19 protein-coding genes are annotated in these 18,911 nt (G+C 65.8%); 9 read left to right on the forward strand and 10 right to left on the reverse strand.

All coding sequences use genetic code 11. The features are described 5' to 3' along the window. Nucleotides 1–1,023 precede the first annotated feature (1,023 nt). The 3 genes from QQL87_RS26940 to QQL87_RS26950 all read right to left on the reverse strand — a co-directional run bounded on the left by QQL87_RS26940 (nucleotide 1,024) and on the right by QQL87_RS26950 (nucleotide 3,564). Complete coding sequence (locus tag QQL87_RS26940) at nucleotides 1,024–1,866, reverse strand: DUF3658 domain-containing protein (RefSeq protein ID WP_284421958.1); 843 nt, start codon at nucleotides 1,864–1,866, stop codon at nucleotides 1,024–1,026. Nucleotides 1,867–1,877: 11 nt separating this feature from the next. Further along, entirely contained in the window at nucleotides 1,878–2,111 is a 234-nt protein-coding gene (locus tag QQL87_RS26945; RefSeq protein ID WP_284421960.1) for a hypothetical protein, read from the reverse strand. Between the two features lie 400 nt (nucleotides 2,112–2,511). Beyond that, entirely contained in the window at nucleotides 2,512–3,564 is a 1,053-nt protein-coding gene (locus QQL87_RS26950) for a hypothetical protein (RefSeq protein ID WP_284421961.1), read from the reverse strand. A gap of 375 nt (nucleotides 3,565–3,939) precedes the next feature. Between QQL87_RS26950 and QQL87_RS26955 the strand changes: the two genes are divergently transcribed. Further along, the gene (locus QQL87_RS26955) at nucleotides 3,940–4,158 is read left to right on the forward strand and encodes a hypothetical protein (protein WP_284421963.1); all 219 of its coding nucleotides are present in this window, start codon (nucleotides 3,940–3,942) and stop codon (nucleotides 4,156–4,158) included. Nucleotides 4,159–4,200: 42 nt separating this feature from the next. Here the strand turns inward: QQL87_RS26955 and QQL87_RS26960 are convergent, their stop codons facing one another. From QQL87_RS26960 to petA, 4 genes are all read right to left on the reverse strand, one after another. Then, nucleotides 4,201–4,875: a dienelactone hydrolase family protein gene (locus QQL87_RS26960; protein WP_284421964.1), complete on the reverse strand. Its 675-nt coding sequence runs from the start codon at nucleotides 4,873–4,875 to the stop codon at nucleotides 4,201–4,203. 324 nt (nucleotides 4,876–5,199) lie between these two features. Further along, nucleotides 5,200–5,532, reverse strand: coding sequence for a YnfA family protein (locus QQL87_RS26965; RefSeq protein WP_284421965.1), 333 nt, complete (start codon nucleotides 5,530–5,532; stop codon nucleotides 5,200–5,202). A 382-nt stretch (nucleotides 5,533–5,914) separates the two neighbouring features. Further along, the gene (locus QQL87_RS26970; protein ID WP_284421967.1) at nucleotides 5,915–7,981 is read right to left on the reverse strand and encodes a cytochrome c1; all 2,067 of its coding nucleotides are present in this window, start codon (nucleotides 7,979–7,981) and stop codon (nucleotides 5,915–5,917) included. 62 nt (nucleotides 7,982–8,043) lie between these two features. Next, complete coding sequence (petA, locus tag QQL87_RS26975) at nucleotides 8,044–8,574, reverse strand: ubiquinol-cytochrome c reductase iron-sulfur subunit (RefSeq protein WP_284422049.1); 531 nt, start codon at nucleotides 8,572–8,574, stop codon at nucleotides 8,044–8,046. A gap of 283 nt (nucleotides 8,575–8,857) precedes the next feature. Between petA and QQL87_RS26980 the strand changes: the two genes are divergently transcribed. The 5 genes from QQL87_RS26980 to QQL87_RS27000 all read left to right on the forward strand — a co-directional run bounded on the left by QQL87_RS26980 (nucleotide 8,858) and on the right by QQL87_RS27000 (nucleotide 12,107). Beyond that, a complete protein-coding gene (locus QQL87_RS26980; RefSeq protein ID WP_284421968.1) occupies nucleotides 8,858–9,337 on the forward strand; it encodes a tRNA (cytidine(34)-2'-O)-methyltransferase in 480 nt (159 codons plus the stop codon). 2 nt (nucleotides 9,338–9,339) lie between these two features. After that, on the forward strand, nucleotides 9,340–9,972 hold the full coding sequence (gene queE / locus QQL87_RS26985) for a 7-carboxy-7-deazaguanine synthase (RefSeq protein WP_284422050.1): 633 nt from the start codon (nucleotides 9,340–9,342) through the stop codon (nucleotides 9,970–9,972). A gap of 17 nt (nucleotides 9,973–9,989) precedes the next feature. Further along, nucleotides 9,990–10,355 carry a 6-pyruvoyl trahydropterin synthase family protein gene (locus QQL87_RS26990; protein WP_284421969.1) on the forward strand — a complete coding sequence of 122 codons (366 nt, stop codon included), beginning with the start codon at nucleotides 9,990–9,992 and terminating at the stop codon, nucleotides 10,353–10,355. Nucleotides 10,356–10,459: 104 nt separating this feature from the next. Beyond that, a complete protein-coding gene (gene hemF / locus QQL87_RS26995) occupies nucleotides 10,460–11,347 on the forward strand; it encodes an oxygen-dependent coproporphyrinogen oxidase (protein WP_284421970.1) in 888 nt (295 codons plus the stop codon). A gap of 31 nt (nucleotides 11,348–11,378) precedes the next feature. After that, nucleotides 11,379–12,107, forward strand: a complete 729-nt coding sequence (locus QQL87_RS27000) for an HAD family hydrolase (protein WP_284421971.1) — start codon at nucleotides 11,379–11,381, stop codon at nucleotides 12,105–12,107. A gap of 88 nt (nucleotides 12,108–12,195) precedes the next feature. Here the strand turns inward: QQL87_RS27000 and QQL87_RS27005 are convergent, their stop codons facing one another. After that, a complete protein-coding gene (locus QQL87_RS27005; RefSeq protein ID WP_284421972.1) occupies nucleotides 12,196–13,266 on the reverse strand; it encodes an alpha/beta hydrolase in 1,071 nt (356 codons plus the stop codon). After that, the gene (gene mhpA, locus QQL87_RS27010; protein WP_284421974.1) at nucleotides 13,253–14,863 is read right to left on the reverse strand and encodes a bifunctional 3-(3-hydroxy-phenyl)propionate/3-hydroxycinnamic acid hydroxylase MhpA; all 1,611 of its coding nucleotides are present in this window, start codon (nucleotides 14,861–14,863) and stop codon (nucleotides 13,253–13,255) included. The genes QQL87_RS27005 and mhpA overlap by 14 nt, the downstream gene beginning before the upstream one ends. A 105-nt stretch (nucleotides 14,864–14,968) precedes the next feature. Here mhpA and QQL87_RS27015 point away from each other — a divergent pair, with 105 nt between their 5' ends. Continuing rightward, on the forward strand, nucleotides 14,969–15,892 hold the full coding sequence (locus QQL87_RS27015; protein ID WP_284422051.1) for a LysR family transcriptional regulator: 924 nt from the start codon (nucleotides 14,969–14,971) through the stop codon (nucleotides 15,890–15,892). 155 nt (nucleotides 15,893–16,047) lie between these two features. Here QQL87_RS27015 and QQL87_RS27020 read toward each other — a convergent pair whose 3' ends face one another. Beyond that, complete coding sequence (locus QQL87_RS27020) at nucleotides 16,048–16,962, reverse strand: LysR family transcriptional regulator (RefSeq protein WP_284421975.1); 915 nt, start codon at nucleotides 16,960–16,962, stop codon at nucleotides 16,048–16,050. 20 nt (nucleotides 16,963–16,982) lie between these two features. Here QQL87_RS27020 and QQL87_RS27025 point away from each other — a divergent pair, with 20 nt between their 5' ends. Next, the gene (locus QQL87_RS27025; protein ID WP_284421977.1) at nucleotides 16,983–17,726 is read left to right on the forward strand and encodes a DsbA family protein; all 744 of its coding nucleotides are present in this window, start codon (nucleotides 16,983–16,985) and stop codon (nucleotides 17,724–17,726) included. Nucleotides 17,727–17,831: 105 nt separating this feature from the next. After that, on the forward strand, nucleotides 17,832–18,731 hold the full coding sequence (locus tag QQL87_RS27030; protein WP_284421978.1) for an MBL fold metallo-hydrolase: 900 nt from the start codon (nucleotides 17,832–17,834) through the stop codon (nucleotides 18,729–18,731). Nucleotides 18,732–18,911 lie beyond the last annotated feature (180 nt).

Here is an 18,911-nt window from a genome sequence, read left to right on the forward strand (position 1 = left end):
AGCCGCCGCTGCGTGGCGGCCCCTCTGCGATTGGATGTCAAAAAAATCGCACCGGCCACCTTTTACAAGGTGCGCCACCAAAGACGGGCTGGGCGGACAAGGGTGCTCATGGGGCGGAACTGACCATGCGCGGCGGCCGGGGTCAAGGGCGGCGGGGACACAGATGGGGGTGGCTCTCACGACCGACCACTCACTTGCACCGCTCGGGCGCACGACGGCCGGGCATCCGTCGCAGTGTTGGCCTGGCTGCGACTCTCCCGTGGAGGGGGAGGGTCGGCTCACGGTGAGCGCAGCGAAGCGTGAGCCGGGGTGGGGTGATCTCTCCATGTGCACCGGTGTCTGCGGCCTCACCCCACCCCGCCGCACAGCGCTGACGCGCCGCGCGTCGACCCTCCCCCTCCAGGGGATGGTGGGCAGCGTGCACATATCGCCCCCCCCCCCGGTCCGCGGACCGACGTCGCAATCGAAAAACGGGATGACCGCTGAACATGCGTCTGCATTCTCGCGACACGATTGGCCCGAGTGATGATCTTCAAGACCGCCCTCCAAAGTCGAGGGCGCAGGGAAGGCCGGGCATCGGCTGATGCCCGTGGCCCGCCTGCAGCAAAAAAGCAGGCGGCAGTCACCACAGGTCAGCCGGACGACCGGCCTTCCCTGCGCGATGGTCTGACGGCTTATACGCACTCTCCCCGGGGACCGGGCTGTCTTGCCCCCGTGACCGGCGGATCATCATCACCACCGGCGTGACCTCAGCATCGGGAGGCCAGGACCATGCGACTTCACCGTGCGCCCAAGCCGTTCGTCCGCACGGCCAAAGGCCATGCTGCGACATCGAGCGCCCACCGCATCTCCACCCCGCGTCTCGTGACGATCGCGATACGCCCCTCGTGCCGGGGTGGGACGGCGGGATAAGAGCATGAATTCTGAAAAAATGAAACATAAATCTTTTTAGGCGAAGGACTGGACAGGCCAAATCAGCTTGAGATGGCTTGCGATTTTCGCCGCCGCGCGCATCGACCAAACTCACGCGCCCGGCACATCGTCTCCAGCCTGAGCAGGCAACCGCAACTCGCTGCGATGCATATCGAGCAGGTCGCCACGAGACTCGAGGCGACCTGCTGCGACGAGCGCACGGACACGCGCGAACAACTGCAGATCACCGGTCTGCATCCCCTCGGTCCAGCTCTCGCAGAGCGCCTCGCCGATGATCCTCGCCGTCTTCGTCCATTCGGCGGTGGCGCAGGACAGCAGCAGGGGATCGAAATGCGTGATCGGGGCTGAGACGAGCGCGCCATCGCGGAGAATCCGCAAAGGCGCGTTTTCCGCCTTGAGGCGCGCCCATTGTTCGCGGCAGGCGGTGCGCATGTCCGACGTCAGGTTCTGCCGAACATCCCAGAGATGATTGGCGCTGACGATCTCGGGCGCCAGCTCGGCCAGGCTGAACACCCGGTGCGGGTTGGGCGCGTCAGGGTTCCTTGCCCTTACCATCGCGTCAGTGAGATCGACGATCTCGATCGGCTCATCCCCGAGCCGCCACAGGAATTCGAGGAAGCCGGCATATTCCTGGGTCGACCGGCGCGTGAGCCAGGCGATCCTGCTGTTGGTGCGCGAGAGCGCCTCATCCCAGAATGATGTGGCCTGTCCGCCGACCTCCTCCCAGCCTGACACTTCCAATTCCTGGTCCACCCACGCGGTTCGCAACGCCGGATCGGGAGGATTGATCGGGCCGAAGCTCAGGCTGTCGCCAAGACCAACGACGCGGTCGTCGCGGCCAGCTCGCTGGAGCGCAGCCCGCAACGTGCCCGCGGCAGACATGTTGAAGACGACATGAAGGATCGAGCCGGGAATCGTGACCTCCTTTGCCAAGCCTGCGTCCACTACTCAGCCGTGGGCCGAGTCACGATGCCGCTTCCCTCACGACCCATCGCCGCGCGAGCTTGCTGAAGTACCCCGATGACTCGATCGAGCTCTTCAGCCGCCATGAAGACCTCGATGTCTCCGTCCGTTCTCAACGACAGCGCCAACCCGACGCTGTCGCCGACGACGCGAACCAGCACGCATGCATCGTCGCCGGAGGATGTGTCTACGAACGTGATCGAGTCGATGGTCATGCGGGATCCAAGGGGCGTCCGATTGGTAAGGTTAGCAGAGATCGAAGCGCCGTTGGATTCGACATGCCACCAAACCGGGGGTGCGCTCCCCTCCCCCTTGCGGCAGGGCGATTGCATGTGAATAAGATTGGGGCGCGCTCCGAGTGAGCCCGTCCATGAGTTACTCCGTCACGCCCGGGCTTGACCCGGGCATCCATGCCTTTCTTTCCCAGCCAAACAGGCGTGGATGGCCGGGACAAGCCCGGCCATGACGGCGTGGAAACAGACGGGCACAAAAGAAAGATCGCGATATGCGATGGCCCTGCCTCGCGAGGAGGGAAGCTCACCGATGTTGGGGTGAAAGGCGCATTCAAGCTTGTGGAGAGCCCTCACGTGGCGCGTGGCGTTGCAGCGGCCACTCTTACGTCCTCGGCTTCACCAGCTTCAGCTCCTTGAACTTCAGCTCCGTCGCCGCCACCGCATTCTCGTACACCTCGCCGCGCTCGACGAAATAGTTGAAATAGCCGGCCGGCGTCTCGGGCTGGATCTCGACGAGGTCGACGTGCCGGTATTTGGGATCGGTGATGACGCCGGCCGCGATCAGATCGTTGATGCGCTTCAACGCGTCGACCTCGGCCTTGTAGCCGACTGAGAACCACATCTCGGTGGTCCAGTCCTGCACCTCGAACCAGTTCTGCGGCGCCTTGCCCTGCCAGCCATTGGCGAGCGGACGGACGGCGAAGATGCGGTCGAAGCCGTGCAGCTCGGAGATGATGCTGGCGCGGTGATAGGCGCCGTCCATCTGGCCGTCCGGCAGCTTCGAGAAGCCGTAGAGCGACAGCCACAGCGCCGCCTTGATCGCCTCCGGCGTGATCGGATGAATGGTGCGCTCGGCCTGCACGTCGGAGGCGTAGCGCAGGTCGCGCTTGGCCGCCGATTGCCGCGCTTTCGTGCCATGGTCGTTGCGAACCGATTTCTCCGAGGGCAGCAGCGCACGCGCTGCGTCGTTGCCGTACATATAGCCCGTGCCCGCCTCCGGATCGTAGGTGTTGAACACGACGCCGATGGTGGTGCCGTTCAGCGTCTCGGCGGCCTGCATGAAATCGGCCTCGCTGCGCACCGGCACATATTGCTGCGCCGGCAGCAGCCGGTCGGCGAGGACGTTGAACGGGCCATCGCGCCAGTCCGGCCAGGCTGCGAAGCGCGCCAGCGACTCGGCATAAGCGGGGCGGAACACGCCGGGATAGCCGAGCAGCAGCGTGCGCAATTGCGACGCCGGATCGGTGACGCGGTCCGACGAGATCAGCTGGTCGCGCAGGTCACGGCCCTGCAGCCAGGCGGAGAGCACCAGGATCTGGCCCGAGGTCGCCGTGACCAGATCGGGTGTGACGCCCCAGGCGCGGGCGGTGTCGAGGAAGCCGGCGCCATGGGCGTTCAAGCCACCCAGCCCGGCCAGCGCAAAGGCCACACGCACGCCCGTCTCCGTCAGCAGAAGGATCGGAGAATGCTACCTCAGATTGTTTCGGCGGCGCAACAGAGAGAACATCACAGCGTTCGAACATCGAACGCGCTACGTCATGCGCGAACGTGATCGGCCCGCAGAAGCCCCGCAGATCAACGGTGATTCGCGGGCATATGACCGTGTCTGGCATGCAAAGAACTGCAGCCGAGGGGTGTGACCAATCTCTCAACCTCATGTTGCGCGCGTGTGTAGCGCCATAATTACATACCATTGGTTGCCATTCGCCCAAAAAGTTACATAACTTGGCTCGGCACGACAGCAACACTGTTGTCTCTCTGCCATAGTGTGGCAATGATTGGTTAACCATATTGAATTACCTTGGTTAACATGGCCCGCGGCAAACAACCTCCAGTGTCGCATGCGCTCCCGAAGCAGCAGACGCTGCTCGATTGCTTCCTCGAAGCGCAGGCAAAGCGGACGAAGCGTCGACGGCGCTCCGTCGACGGGCCGACCATCGCTGACCCCTTGGATCCGACAGACGACGGGCCGGCCGCCGACGCGGCCGAGCCGCCATCGACCGGGATCAAGACCGCCCGCGCGGTCTGATCAGCGCGGTACGATCGTTCGGCTTCGTGCGCCGGCCTCGGCTCATCCGAGATGCTTGTGGAAGAACGCCGTGGCGCGGCCCCAGGCGAGCTCGGCGGCGGCGCGATCGTGCACGGGCATGCGCTGCTCGTTTACGAAGGCATGCTCGGCATCGTAGCGATAGAGCTCGAGCGACTTGCCAGCGGCCTTCATCGCCGCCTCGAAACCGTCGACCAGCGCCGGCGTGCACCAATCGTCCGTGTTGGCGAAATGCGCCTGCAGCGGGATCTTCACGTCGGCCGGCTTGGCCGCCTGCTCCGGCGGGATGCCGTAGAACACGACGCCGGCGGCGAGCTCGTCGATCTTGGTGGCGCCGATGATCGTCACCGCGCCGCCGAGGCAGAAGCCGGTGAGGCCGACCTTGGCGCCGTTGCGCGCGAGAAATTGCGCGGCGCCACGCACCGTCTGCGTCGTCGCATCCATGAAGTCGAGCGAGTTCATCTCGCGCCCGGCCGCGTCCGTGTCGTGATACGGCACCACCGTGCCCTTGTAGAGATCGGGCGCCAGCGCGTTGAAACCGGCGAGCGCGAAGCGGTCGCACATCCCCTTGATCTGGTCCTGCAGGCCCCACCATTCCTGGATGACGACGACGCCCGGCGCATCGGCCTTCGCCGCCTTGGCGAGATAACCCTTGGCCTCCTGGCCGTCGGGGCGCTTGAAGCTGATGAGAGTGCCCATGATGGTCCTCCGTAGTTTCTGGTTGCGGATTGGGAATGCGGTTTACCGCAAATATGTTCGCCGCGCGACTGGGGCCGATCGGCTTCGCTTCAACGTGACCCCATCGACTATTGTTGTGTCCTGACAACGAGCGCTCTCTCGCCGTCATTCCGGGGCGCCCGAAGGGCGAGCCCGGAATCCATAACCATGACTGGTCATGAGGAAACTGGATCGGCGTGGCGCTCTTCTTCGCCCAATCCCGGCCTGTGGATATGGATTCCGGCTCGCGGCTCGCGCGCGCCCCGGAATGACGGAGAGATAAAGCTCGTGGCCCTCTGCGCGGCCCTACACCGGCATCGCGCGCGGGGCAAACAGGATCACGGCCATGCCGGCGAGGCAGATCAGGGCGCCGGCGATATCCCAGAGATCGGGGCGATGGCCTTCGACAAGCCAGCCCCACAGCAGCGCCGCGGTGATGTAGATGCCGCCATAGGCCGCATAGGCGCGGCCGGCGAGCGGGCTGTCGGCCAGGGTCAGCAGATAGGCAAAGCCGGCAAGCGCGGCCATCCCCGGCAGCAGCCACAGCGGCGACTGGCCGAGGCGCAACCAGGCCCAGAACGCGAAGCAGCCGCCGATCTCGAGCAGGGCAGCGCCCGCGAAGGCGAGGAGTGACGGCATGGGGTGAACTCCGTTTTCCGGTTGGGCTACGGGACAGGCATCTCGATGCGCCGTGCCTACTAGCTCTCGTTGCCACAGATCGAGCGGCTCGCGCGATCTAACCTCTCCCCGCCTGCGGGGAGAGGTCGGATTGCATCGCCAGATGCAATCCGGGTGAGGGGGTACAGGTCCCTCCGCGCACACCACTCGCGCGTCTACCCCGACTCACAGGTTTCACCACGCGCACCGCTTGTGCAGCCGCCCCTCACCCCACCCCTCTCCCCGTGAAGAACGGGGAGAGGGAGCGCATTGCCCGCTTGGCACTTACCCGAGTTCAATCGACAGCCAACAAAAAAGCCCCCGGAGGGGCTTTTTCAAGTTCGGCTGTGTTCGATCGCTGCGCTCAATGCGCGGCAGCCCAAACCCGCTTCTTGGTGAAGTACATCAGGCCGGCGAAGATGATCAGGAACACGAACACCTGGTAGCCGAGGCGCTTGCGCGCCTCCATGTGCGGCTCGGCGGTCCACATCAGGAAGGTCGCGACGTCGTGCGCATACTGCTTCACGGTGGCCGGCGAGCCGTCGTCGAAGGTCACCTGGCCGTCCGACAGCGGCGGGGGCATCTTGATGGCGTTGCCGGGGAAATATTTGTTGTAGTACGAGCCGTCCGGAATGGTGACGCCGTGCGGCGGGGTCTCTTCATAGCCCTGCAGCAGCGCATTGACGTAGTTCGGGCCCTGCTCCTGGAACTGGGTGAAGAAGTCGATCAGGAACCAGGGAAAGCCGCGCTTGTAGGAGCGGGCCTTGGCGATCAGCGACAGGTCCGGCGGCGCCGCGCCGCCATTGGCGGATCGCGCCGCCTGCTCGTTCGGGAACGGCGACGGGAAGTAGTCCGCCGGACGGCCGGGACGCTCGAACATCTCGCCGGAATCGTTCGGACCGTCCTTGACCTTGTACTCGGCCGCGAACGCCGCCGCCTGGGCCGTCGAGTAGCCGGGGCCGCCGGCCTCGGCGAGGTTGCGGAACGCCACATATTGCAGCGAATGGCAGTTGGAGCAGACTTCCTTGTAGATCTTCAGGCCGCGCTGCACGGCGCCGCGATCGAACTTGCCGAACGGACCCGCGAACGACCAGCTCGCGGACGGAGGGGTCAACGTCCCTTCATTGGCGCGGGCGTCGCCCGTGCTGCCGGCGAACAGCGACACCGCGGCAACCAGAGCGATCGCGGCCGTGGCGATCGCCTTGCGGCCGGACTTCGCCAGCACGTCCTCGGCGATCGAGTTCGGCAGCGGACGCGGCTTCTCGATGCGGGCCAGCAGCGGCAGCACGATCAGGAAGTAGGCGAAGTACAGCACCGTCAGGATGCGGCCGGCGATGACGTAGATGCCTTCCGGCGGCTGGGCGCCGAGATAGCCGAGCAGCACGCAGACGACGAAGAAGATCCAGAAGAACTGCTTGCCGAGCGGACGGTACTTGTTCGAGCGGGTCTTGGCGGCGTCGAGCCAGGGCAGGAACACCAGCACGATGATCGCCGAGAACATCGCGATGACGCCGGCGAGCTTGTTCGGCACCGAGCGCAGGATGGCGTAGAACGGCAGATAATACCATTCGGGAACGATGTGCGCGGGCGTCACGGCCGGATTGGCCGGAATGTAGTTGTCGGCGTCGCCGAGATAGTTCGGCATGTAGAAGATGAACCAGGAATAGAAGATCAGGAACAGGGTGACGCCGTAGAAGTCCTTGATCGTGGCATAGGGCGTGAACGGCACCATGTCCTTTTCGGTCTTGGGCTCGACGCCGGCCGGGTTGTTCTGACCGGCGACGTGCAGGGCCCAGACGTGCAGCACGACCACGCCGGCGATCAGGAACGGCAGCAGATAGTGGAGCGCGAAGAAGCGGTTCAGGGTCGGGTTGCCGACCGAATAGCCGCCCCACAGCAGGGTCACGATGCTCTCGCCGAAATACGGCACGGCCGAGAACAAATTGGTGATAACGGTGGCGCCCCAGAAGCTCATCTGGCCCCACGGCAGCACGTAGCCCATGAAGCCCGTTGCCATCATCAGCAGATAGATGATCACGCCCAGGATCCAGAGCACCTCGCGCGGCGCCTTATATGACCCGTAATACAGGCCGCGGAACATGTGGATGTAGACCGCGAGGAAGAACATCGACGCGCCGCAGGCGTGCATGTTGCGCAGCAGCCAGCCGTAGTTCACATCGCGGACGATCAGCTCGACCGACTTGAAGGCGAGATCGGCGTGCGGCGTGTAGTGCATCGCCAGGATGACGCCGGTGACGATCTGGACGCCCAGCATCATCGAGAGGATGGCGCCGAACGTCCACCAGTAGTTCAGGTTCCGCGGCGTCGGATAGGCAACGAAGGACGAGTGGACCAGGCCGATGATGGGGAGTCGCTGCTCGAGCCACTGCAAGGCGGGGTGGCTCGGCTGGTAGGTAGAAGGTCCACTCATGATGCGTTCCTGAAAGAATTATCTTGCACGATCGAGCTTGAGCTTGCGGACGTAACGTCCGCTCAGCCGATCTGGATCTTGGTGTCGGAAACGAACTGATAGGGCGGTACTGGAAGGTTGAGCGGCGCCGGTCCCTGACGGACGCGCCCGGAGGCGTCGTATTGCGAGCCGTGGCACGGGCAGAAGAAGCCGTCGTAATTGCCTTCGTGGGCGATCGGGATGCAGCCGAGATGGGTGCAGATGCCGATCACGACCAGCCACTGCTCATGACCGTCCTTGGTGCGGGACTGGTCGCTCGCCGGATCCGGCAGGCTCGCCACAGGAACCGAACGGACCTCCTCGACCTGCTTCTTGGTGCGGTGGGAGATGTAGATCGGCTTGCCGCGCCAGAACACCTTGATGTCCTGACCTTCGGCCACCGGCGTGAGATCGACCTCGATCGGCGCGCCGGCCGCGATGGTCGAGGCATCCGGATTCATCTGCGAGATGAAGGGCCACAAGGCAGCCGCGCCGCCGACCGCCGCAGTTGCGCCCGTGGCGACGAAAAGAAAATCCCGGCGTGTCGGATGATCCGCAGTAGACGCTGTCACGATTCCAACCCTTTCTTCGTTGCAGCCGGTGGAACCGCCCCGCTCGACGTCTTGGGATCTCGGCGTTGGAGATCACGTGACCGGGAGATGCCTGCCGGCGCCCGCGTCCCCCGCGGCGGCAGAAAACAGCGCATGCCACCGCCCCTGGGGGGAACACGCCGTCCAGAATCGTTCTATTGGCACCCTTGCGATACGAGCGCAAGCCCGCTATCGGCCCCGCAGCACGCCATGCACCAATTCCGGTTGGCGAAGCGGACTTTCCGTCTCATCCTTAAGACCAATTCGCATGCAGATCGCGCTCTATCAGCCCGACATCCCGCAGAACACCGGAACGATTCTGCGCCTGTGCGCCTGCCTCGGGCTCGACGCCCATATCATCGAGCCCGCGGGCTTTGCCGTCTCCGACCGGCACTTCCGCCGCGCCGGCATGGACTATCTCGACCAGCTGAGTTGGCGGCGGCACGATTCCTGGAGCGCATTCGAAGGCTGGCGGACGGCGCAGGGCCATCGCCTGCTGCTGCTGACGACCAAGGCGCAAGCGTCCTACCTGGATTTCAGCTATCGCGCGGACGACATCCTGCTGCTCGGACGCGAGAGCGCCGGCGTGCCCGAGACGGTGTCGGACGCCGCCGATGCGCAGCTGCGCATTCCGCTCAGGCCAGGGCTGCGCTCGCTGAATGTCGCGATGGCGGCCGCGTTGGCCGCGGGCGAGGCGCTGCGCCAGGTTGGACATTTCGTCCAATTGCAATCCGGCGAAGGAGCATGAGCGTGAGCTACGCGGTGAAGGAAATCTTCATGACCCTGCAGGGCGAGGGCGCCCAGGCGGGCCGCGCCGCCGTGTTCTGCCGCTTCGCCGGCTGCAACCTGTGGAGCGGCCGCGAGGCCGACCGCGCAACCGCCACGTGCCGGTTCTGCGACACCGATTTCGTCGGCACCGACGGCACGCTCGGCGGGCGCTATGACAGCGCTGCCGCGCTCGCCGCTGAAATCGCCGGACAATGGACAGGCGGCGCCGCCGACCGCTATACGATCCTGACCGGCGGCGAGCCGCTGCTGCAGGTCAACGATGACCTGATCAAGGCGCTCCACGCCCAGGGTTTTGCCGTCGGGATCGAGACCAACGGCACGCTGCTTCCGCCCGACGGCATCGACTGGATCTGCGTCAGCCCGAAGGCAGGCGCGGAGCTGAAGCTGACACAGGGCCACGAGCTCAAGCTGGTCTATCCGCAGGCGGGCGCCGCGCCGGAGCAATTCGAGGGCCTCGCCTTCGAGCGCTTCTCGCTGCAGCCGATGGACGGGCCGGAGGCGGCCGCCAACACGGCGCGCGCCATTGACTATTGCCAGCATCATCCGCAATGGCGGCTCAGCCTGCAGACGCACAAGATGATCGGCATCAGATAGGGATTGTTGACGAACCGATGTGGGAATTGACGAAGTCGTTCACCTTCGAGGCGGCGCATGCGCTGTCCAACACGACGCTCGGCGAGGTGAGCCAGGAGATCCACGGCCACTCCTTCCGCGCCGAGGTGACGATTCGCGGCACGCCGGACCCTGCGACCGGCATGGTGGTCGATTTCGGCCTGCTGACGCAGCGCCTGGGCGAGATCCAGGCCATGCTCGACCACAAGTTTCTCAACCGGATCGAGGCGATCGGGCTGCCGACATTGGAGAACCTGTCGCGCTTCATCTACGAGCGCGTCCGCCATGTCGGCCACGTCACCAAGGTCAGCGTCCACCGCGACAGCTGCCGCGAGACCTGCACCTATTTTGGTCCGCAGGTCTGATGTCTTGTGGTAGGACCTCACCTGCAGCGACAAAGGCGCTGTCACCCGGAGCTGTCACGCACGCTTGACGGCGGGGTGGAGGACAAATTGCCCGGGGGACGCCCATGACCATTGCCGCCATCGAGGATCGCAAGGCCCGCGCCCGCGCCTGGTTCGAAAGCCTGCGCGACCAGATCTGCGCGGCGTTCGAGCGGCTCGAAGACGAGGCGCCGGCTGAGCTGTATCCGCGCGCGCCCAGCCGCTTCGTCCGCACCCCCTGGGAGCGCACCGACCACGGCGGCGGCCATGGCGGCGGCGGCGTGATGAGCATGATGCACGGCCGGCTGTTCGAGAAGGTCGGCGTGCACTGCTCGACCGTGCATGGCGAGTTCGCCCCGGAATTCCGCAACCAGATCCCCGGCGCCGCCGAGGATCCGCGGTTCTGGGCGTCCGGCATCTCGCTGATCGCGCATCTGTGGTCGCCGCACGTGCCCGCCGTGCACATGAACACCCGCTTCGTCGTCACCACCAAAGCCTGGTTCGGCGGCGGCGCCGATCTCACCCCGGTGCTGGACCGCCGCCGCACCCAGGAGGACCCGGATACTCTCGCCTTCCACGCCGCGATGAAGAGCGCCTGCGATGCGCATGCGGGCGTGGCGTCCTACGACAAATACAAGAAATGGTGCGACGAATACTTCTACCTGCCCCACCGCAAGGAAGCGCGCGGCATCGGCGGCATCTTCTACGACCATCACGATTCCGGCGACTGGGACGCCGATCTCGCCTTCACCCAGGATGTCGGCCGCGCTTTCCTGAAAATTTATCCGGAGCTGGTCCGGCGCAATTTCGCCGCAACCTGGACCGACGCCGACCGCGAGGAGCAGCTGATCCGCCGCGGCCGCTATGTCGAATTCAACCTGCTTTATGACCGCGGCACCACATTTGGGCTCAAAACGGGTGGCAATGTGGAGTCCATATTGTCGTCGATGCCGCCCGAAGTGAAATGGCCCTGAAACCCTCGTTTGATTGACCCGTAGATCGACCATGACCGCTCCCCTGCCCCGCGCCATGCTGATCGACATGGACGACACCATCCTGTCGGCCTATGGCCGACCCGAGATCGCCTGGAACATCGTCGCCACCGAATTCGCCGACGAGCTCGCGCCGCATACCTCGCAGGAGGTGGCCGCCGCGATCCTGGCCTCGGCGCGCAGCTTCTGGTCGGTCGCCGGCGCGGAATGGCGGATGAAGCTGATCCAGGCGCGGCAGGAGGTGGTGAAGGGCGGCTTCGCGGCGTTGACCGGTCACGGTCCGGCGCTGCCGAGCGAGCTCGCGATCCGCATCGCCGACCGTTTCACCCGCTATCGCGACGAGCAGATGTTCGTCTTCCCCGGCGCGCACGAGGCGATCGACGAATTCAAGGCCCGCGGCATCAGGCTGGCGCTGGTCACCAATGGCGAGGCCGGGCAGCAGCGCGCCAAGATCGAGCGCTTCGCCCTGGCGCACCGCTTCGACCACATCCAGATCGAGGGCGAGCACGGCTTCGGCAAGCCCGAGGAGCGCGCCTATTGGCACGCGATGGAGCGGCTCGGCGTCGGCCCGGAAGATACCTGGATGATCGGCGACAATCTGGAATGGGAGATCGAGGCGCCGCAGCGGCTCGGCATCTATTCGATCTGGATCGACGTCCATGGCGACGGCCTGCCTGCCGACACGACCGTCAGGCCCGACCGCATCATCCGCTCGCTGACCGAGCTGGTGCCCGCGCAATAGAACGCCGGCGGACGCGTCCTGAGGGAACGATTGCGCGTCGTTCTCGTGATCGTGCTGCGCGCGGTCTGCGACGCACCGAATGATGTTGCTAGCTGGCTGGCGGCCTGAGAGCGGTTGCGAACCATGCGGCCGCCAGCTCATTGCGTGCCGCGGCGTGGTTGTAGATGGTGTGCTCACCATCCGGCCAGCTCTCGACGCGCGACAGCGGATGGCGATTGCCGACGAGGAAGCTCCGCTGCTCGCCGAGAGCGACCACCGGATCGGCGCCGCCTTCCAGCACCAGCGTGGCACAGGCGAGCGGCGCACGCTCGCCGTCGAAGACGAGCGACGGCAATACGCCTGCGATGTCTGCCGCCTCACCTGCGCCGAACAGCGCTGCGAGCTGCTCCTGCACGGTGCGGTAGGGCGGGATTTCGGGGCGTGCGGGCGAGCCGTTGATGCAGCAGGCGGCGATCCTGAGGTCGCGCACCGCGGTCAGCGCGGCGAACAGCCCGCCAAAACTGTTGCCCCAGATCCCGACCGGCCGTCCGGGCGTGACCTCAGCCACGTAGTCGACGAACCGGCTGAACCCGGCCGTGACGTCGGCGTCGGCGAACACGCCGCCCTCGATGCGGCTGTTGCCCTGACCGGGACCGTCCACCAGCAGGCAATCGAGGCCGCGCCTGCACAGCGCTTCCGCCATCGTGCGGTAGGCGGTCGACCAGCCGCTCATGCCGCCGAACACGATCACGGCGCCCAAGGCGTCGCTGCAGGCATGAAAGTGCCAGCCGAACAGTGTGCCGCCGCGGTGAGGCACTTCGATGCCGGAGACCCGGAATTCGGACAGTGCGGCGAAGCGGCCGAAGCAGCGCGTCATCTCTCGGTAGAGCGCGCGCTTGCGCCCGCCGTCGGCGTTGAAGGCCATCTGGGCGAAGACCAGACACGCCGCGGCGGCGTGCCAGGCGTCGCGCGCGCGGACCGGGTCGTCCTCTGCCCGGGCGCGGGCCTCCTGGTCGCGGCCCAACTCCTCCAGCACCGCGTCCCAGGGGGCGCCCGCGCGGACCTGCCGGTGGGCACGCTCGGCAAGCTCGCGGGGCACGCCGTAGTCCACCATGCGTGAGAGGGGCATGGCGCGGCAGAGGGCCTCGATCTGCTTGAACCGGTCTTCACTCGGCTGCATGCGCGCGATCTCTCATTGTTGCTCGGCCGGTCATCGTGGCCTTGCGCCAGCCGAGCTTCTGGCGGAGCTCGTCGACGAGGCGTGGCAGGTCGGCTGTATCCGCGGCAAAGCCGAACAGGTTGGTGTCCGGGCGCGTCAGCATCGCGGCGACATGCTTTTCGGCCAGATACGCCGCATAGACGCCCTCGACGTCGATGATCCGCTCCACGCCGGGGCCCGCATCGTCGGCCAGCGTGAACAGCCGGCAGCCGAGATCCTTCAGGAAGGCAATCCTGGACGCATCGAGCACCACGGCAGGATTTCTCTCAGCGATCAGCGCGAAGCGATAGCCGACATGGTCGTCGAGCCTCGCCGTCGTTCCGCCGACGCGCACTTGCCCCTGCGGCGGCACCGAGCCGACGACCTTGCCGGCCACGCCGCCACGGTCGTTCTGGATGAGACCGGCGCTGAAGGACGGAAACGGTGGCGGCGGCGGAAGCAGGTTGAAGCGGAATGCAAGGTCGCGGATGAACGCCAGAGCGCGGTTGTGGGTGTTCGATACCTTGCCGAGCATCACCGCGGTCTTCATGATGCTGGCGACATGCGGACGCCGCTCCGCTTCATAGCTGTTGAGAATGTCCGGCGTCGCGACGCCGCGCAGCACGAGGTCGAGCTTCCAGGCGATGTTGGCGGCATCGCGGATGCCGGAACACGCCCCCTGCCCCAGGGAGGGCGGCATGGTATGAGCCGCGTCGCCGCCGAGGAAGGTTTGTCCCTTGCGCCAGCTGTGGGCCATGCGACTTTCGAAGGTGTAGACAACCTGGCGGATGACGCTGATGTCGTCCGGCCCGACGTCGTGATAGTGCTTGAGCATCTTCCAGGCGGTCTCCGGCTTCTCCATCGTCGCCGTGTCCTCGTGCTTCAGCACCGCGAATTCGAACCGCTGGCGGTTCTTGCCGATCGGCAGGAACATGTGGCCCCGCGCCGGATCGCAGTACATCTTGGTCTCATCGAAGCTTGACGCCAGCGGCCGCTTGCGTTCGCCGTCGATGTTGAGCCAGCGCTCGTGGAAACCGCTGTCGTCGCGCGCGATGCCGAGCGCGGAGCGGACGAAGCTGCGGGCACCATCGGCACCGAAAACGTAGCGCGCGCACAGCGTCTCGGTGCGCCCGCCGGCTTTCACCGCGAGCTCGACCGATCCGCCCGCGCTCGTCAGTCCGGTGAGCTCGGTGCCCTGGTGGACGCTGACGTTCGGCAGCGTCCGCACCCGGCGGTCGATGGCCGCCTCGATGTCGGGCTGGTGGATCGAGATGTGTGCCGGGAAGCCCATCGGAATGGTCGGAATCGCACCGGCGTCGATGAGGCGCTGGCCCTTCGCATTGTAGAAGATGAAGGATTTGATCGGCGACGATTCGCGCAGCGCCTCGCCGATGTCGCAGGCGAAGCTGAGGAGCCGTGCCGTCTCCCCGTCGATGTGGGTCAGCCGCGGCAGGCCGTACAGCGTCGGCCAGCGCTCGATGACCACGACGCGGTGGCCGAGCTGGCCCAGAAGCGAGGCGGCGGTCAGGCCGGTCGGTCCATAGCCGACGACGGCAACGTCGAAATCTGTCTGCACCACGAAAGGTCCTCCCCTGATTTTGGGGACGACCTTGTGGGATCGGCTGGCATTAGTAAAATCGATTGTTTCTATGGGAAGTATCCACGTTTCGGATGGATGGACCGCATGCGCTTCAACGGCCTCGACCTGAACCTGCTCGTCGCGCTCGACGCGCTGCTGACCGAGCGCAATCTCACGGCGGCGGCTCGCAACATCAATCTCAGTCAGCCGGCGATGAGCGCTGCGGTGGGACGGTTGCGAACCTATTTCAAGGACGACCTGTTCGTCATGCGTGGGCGGGAGCTGGTGCCGACGCCGCTTGCGGAATTGCTCGCCGCGCCGACGCGCGAGGCGCTGCTGCACATCCAGCTGACGATCGCGAGCCGGGAGGCGTTCGACCCCGCGAAGTCCGACCGGCGCTTCCGCGTCGTCGTATCCGACTTCATGACCATCGTGTTCTTCCGCAGGATCATCGAGCGGGCCGCGCGGGAAGCGCCTGGCGTCAGCTTCGACCTGCTGCCGTTCGACGATCAGCCGGACGAGCCGCTGCAACGGGGTGAGATCGATTTCCTGATCTTCCCCGAAGTGTTCATGCCGCCGGGCCACCCGAAGACGAAATTGTTCGACGAGACCATGGTCTGCGTCGGCTGCCGCTCGAACCGGCAGCTGAGGGGCAAGCTGACGTTCGAGACATACATGTCGATGGGACATGTGATGGCCCAGTTCGGCAAGACACGAAAGCCATCGATCGACGAATGGCTGCTGCTGGAGCACGGCATCAAGCGGCGAGTTGAAGTGTCGGTCCAGAGCTTCGCCATGATCCCGCAGCTCCTGCTGGAGACCGAGCGTATCGCGACGATGCACCGGCGTCTGGCGCTGTACTTCGCAAAGACGATGCCGCTGCAGATCGTCAAGCTGCCGGTGCAGCTTCCTGCCTTCACTGAGGCGATCCAGTGGCCGGCCCTACACAACAGCGATCCGGCCAGCGCCTGGCTGCGGGGTATGGTGTTAGCCGAGGCCAAGCGCATGCGAGCTTCGCACGTCACCTAGAGGACTCTCGTGGACGCCGGCGCGCTTTGCCAAAGTTCAGGAGCCTTGTGCTGATGGACCTCCGCCGGCGAAAAGCCGGCGACTATCACCGGGAGCTGCGGCACAGCCGCTGGCAGCGAAGCCGCAGCGCGCTCACGGATCTTGCAACACCGACATCACCGCGTTCGCTCAGGACCTCGCGCGGCCGCACGCTTGTGCGCGTCCATGAGCATGGTTACGAAGGCCGTCACCTTCGGCGCGCGAAAGCGCGCCGACGGAAAGACGGCGTGGATGCCGCCGGATGGCAGCGTCCAGGACGGCAGGACGGGAACGAGACGGCCGGCCGCGAGATCGTCCCTGATCAGGAAATCGGGCAGCACGGCAAGGCCGCCGCCGGCCAGGGTCGCAGCGAGCACCGCAGGCGTCGTGTTGATGGTCAGCGTCCGGCTCATCTCGACGCTTTCCCGCTCGGTCTCGCTTTTCGCGAACTGCCATGCCAGCGGCTCCTTGAGCGCCGCGTTGGCAATGAACGGCAGCGAAGCGAGGTCGCGCGGATGCGTGACGCGCTTGACCACGTTCGGCGCGGCGACCAGCAGCTGACGAAAGCTGCCGATGCGCCGGGTCTGCAGGGTGGAGTCGTCGAGCCACCCGACCCGGATCGAGACATCGATCTGGCTCGCGACGAGGTCGACCTTGCTGTCGGCGAGGATCAGCTCGACCCGGCACGCCGGATAGGTCCGCGAGAACGCCGTGACGATCGGGGCGAGCGTGCAGGTGCCGTAGTCGTTCGGCGCGGCGATCCGCAGCAGGCCCATCGGCGCGGCGTTGCTCTGCGCCAGCTCCGCCATCGCGCTCTCGGCCTCGCGCAGGATCGCGGCGCATCGGGCATGGAGGAGACGGCCGGCCTCCGTCGGCTCGACCCGGCGCGTGGTCCGCACCAGCAGGTCGGTCTTCAGCTCGCGCTCGAGCTGAGCGACCTGCTGGCTGACCACCGCCTTGGTGATCCCGAGCCGATCGGCCGCGCGGGTGAAGGAGGCGGCGTCGACCACGGCCGAGAAGTAGACGAGGCGATTGAGATTGATCGGCTCCACGCCGTGGTCCTCCCGGTCTATTGTCTGTCTATAGCATACAGTCTGTCCCATTATGCTCCCTTTTTGAACAAAAGAGAACGCGCTATGTCAGCGTCATGCCGATCCAAGATGTGCTTCAAGACAGGGTTCTGGAGATGCGACTGACCTATCTGTTCGATCCGCTGTGCGGATGGTGCTACGGCGCGGGCCCGGCGATCGAGACGCTCGCCGCCCGCGACGGCATCGCGCTCGAGCTCTTGCCCACCGGCCTGTTTGCTGGTCGCGGCGCCGGCAGGATGGATGCGCAATTTGCCGAATATGCCTGGAGCAACGATCAGCGCATCGCCAAGCTGACCGGTCAGCGTTTCACCGACGACTACCGCAAACGCATTCTCGGAGCGGGCGGCGCGTTCGACTCGACGGCGGCGTCGCTCGGCCTGACGGCGGTCCACCTCACCGATCCCGGCCGGGAGCTCACGGCGCTGAAGGAGCTTCAGCTTGCGCGCTACGTGCACGGGCAGGACATCGTGAGCACCGCCGGCGTCAGCGAGATCCTTCGATCGCTGGGCCTTGCGGACGCCGCCGAGCGCATGCTGGCGCGCGATCAAGCGCTCGTCGAAGCCGATGGCCGCCGCATCCAGACGGCGCAGACCTCGATGCGGCGCCACGGCTTGTCCGGCGTCCCGGCCTTGCTGGCCGGTGACGGCACCGCTCAGAGGCCCCTGCCCGGCAACGTCCTGTACGAACCGCTCGACGGTCTGCTCGCGCAGCTCGGAGCAGCCTAGCCAACCAGCCTGGCCACGCCTGGCACACCTCACCCGGCCGTCGCGCATGGCCGGAGCGCGGCCGGCTGCCCAGCCCCATCGTTTCATCACGCCCAGGAGATTGACATGCCGACACGGAGACAAATCATGACGACAGCAATTACAGGAACCGCCGCAGCCATTCTCGGCTCGTCCGTGACCGGCCGTGCCGCCGAGAGCAAGCTGAGCTGGACGCATTTTCCAGCCGGCCCCAACGGCTTCTTCCGCGCCCCCGTGCTGCTGTCGGGCCCGACCGAAGCGCTGCTGATCGATGGCGGCTTCACCTATCCGGATGGCCGCGCGGTGGCGGCGGCGATCAAGGCGAGCGGCAAGACGCTGACGGCGATCTATATCAGCCAGTCGGACCCTGACTACTACTTCAGCCTCAAGCCGATCCGCGAGGCGTTCCCCGGCGTGAAGGTGATTGCCGCATCGGCAACCGTCGAGGCGATCAAGGGCAATGTCGAGAAGAAGCTCGCCGTCTGGGGACCGCAGCTGAAGGAGAACGGCCCGCAGACGATGGCCGATATCGTGCTGCCCGAGGCTTTCGACGGTGCGACCTTGTCCGTCGACGGCGAGACGGTCGAGATCGTCAATGCGGAAGGGCTCGCCAACCGCCGCTATCTCTTTGTGCCCTCGCTCAAGGCCGTGTTCGGCGGCGTCATGATCTTCTCGGGCGTGCATGTCTGGACCGCCGACACCCAGAGCAAGGAGCAGCGCGTCGCCTGGGTCGAGACGCTCGATAAGATCGCCGCACGCGCTCCGGCCGTGGTGGTTGCCGGCCATGCCGTCGCGGACGCCGCCACCGACCTGTCCGGCGTTCGGCACACCAAGGCCTATCTCGTCGCGTTCGAGGAGGAGCTCGCCAAGGCCAAGGACGCCGCGGCGCTCAAGGCCGCGATGGAGGCGAAATTCCCCGGCCTCGGCATGGGCGTGGCGCTCGACATCGGCGCCAAGGTGGCCAAGGGCGAGATGAAGTGGGGCTGATGCAGCCTGCGGCCGCATCACGCTGATCCGTGCAGAAGCGCCGGCCGGTGAGGACCGGCGCTTCGGCGTGTGATCGATCGCGACCGCGAAGATCGTCAAGGACGGCGCTCACGGCCGTGCCCCAGATCGACCCGACACGTTCAACGCGGATCTGTTCGCCTGCATTCGCGGCTGAGTTCG

The organism is Bradyrhizobium sp. SSBR45G (genome assembly GCF_030159255.1).
Lineage (GTDB): Bacteria > Pseudomonadota > Alphaproteobacteria > Rhizobiales > Xanthobacteraceae > Bradyrhizobium.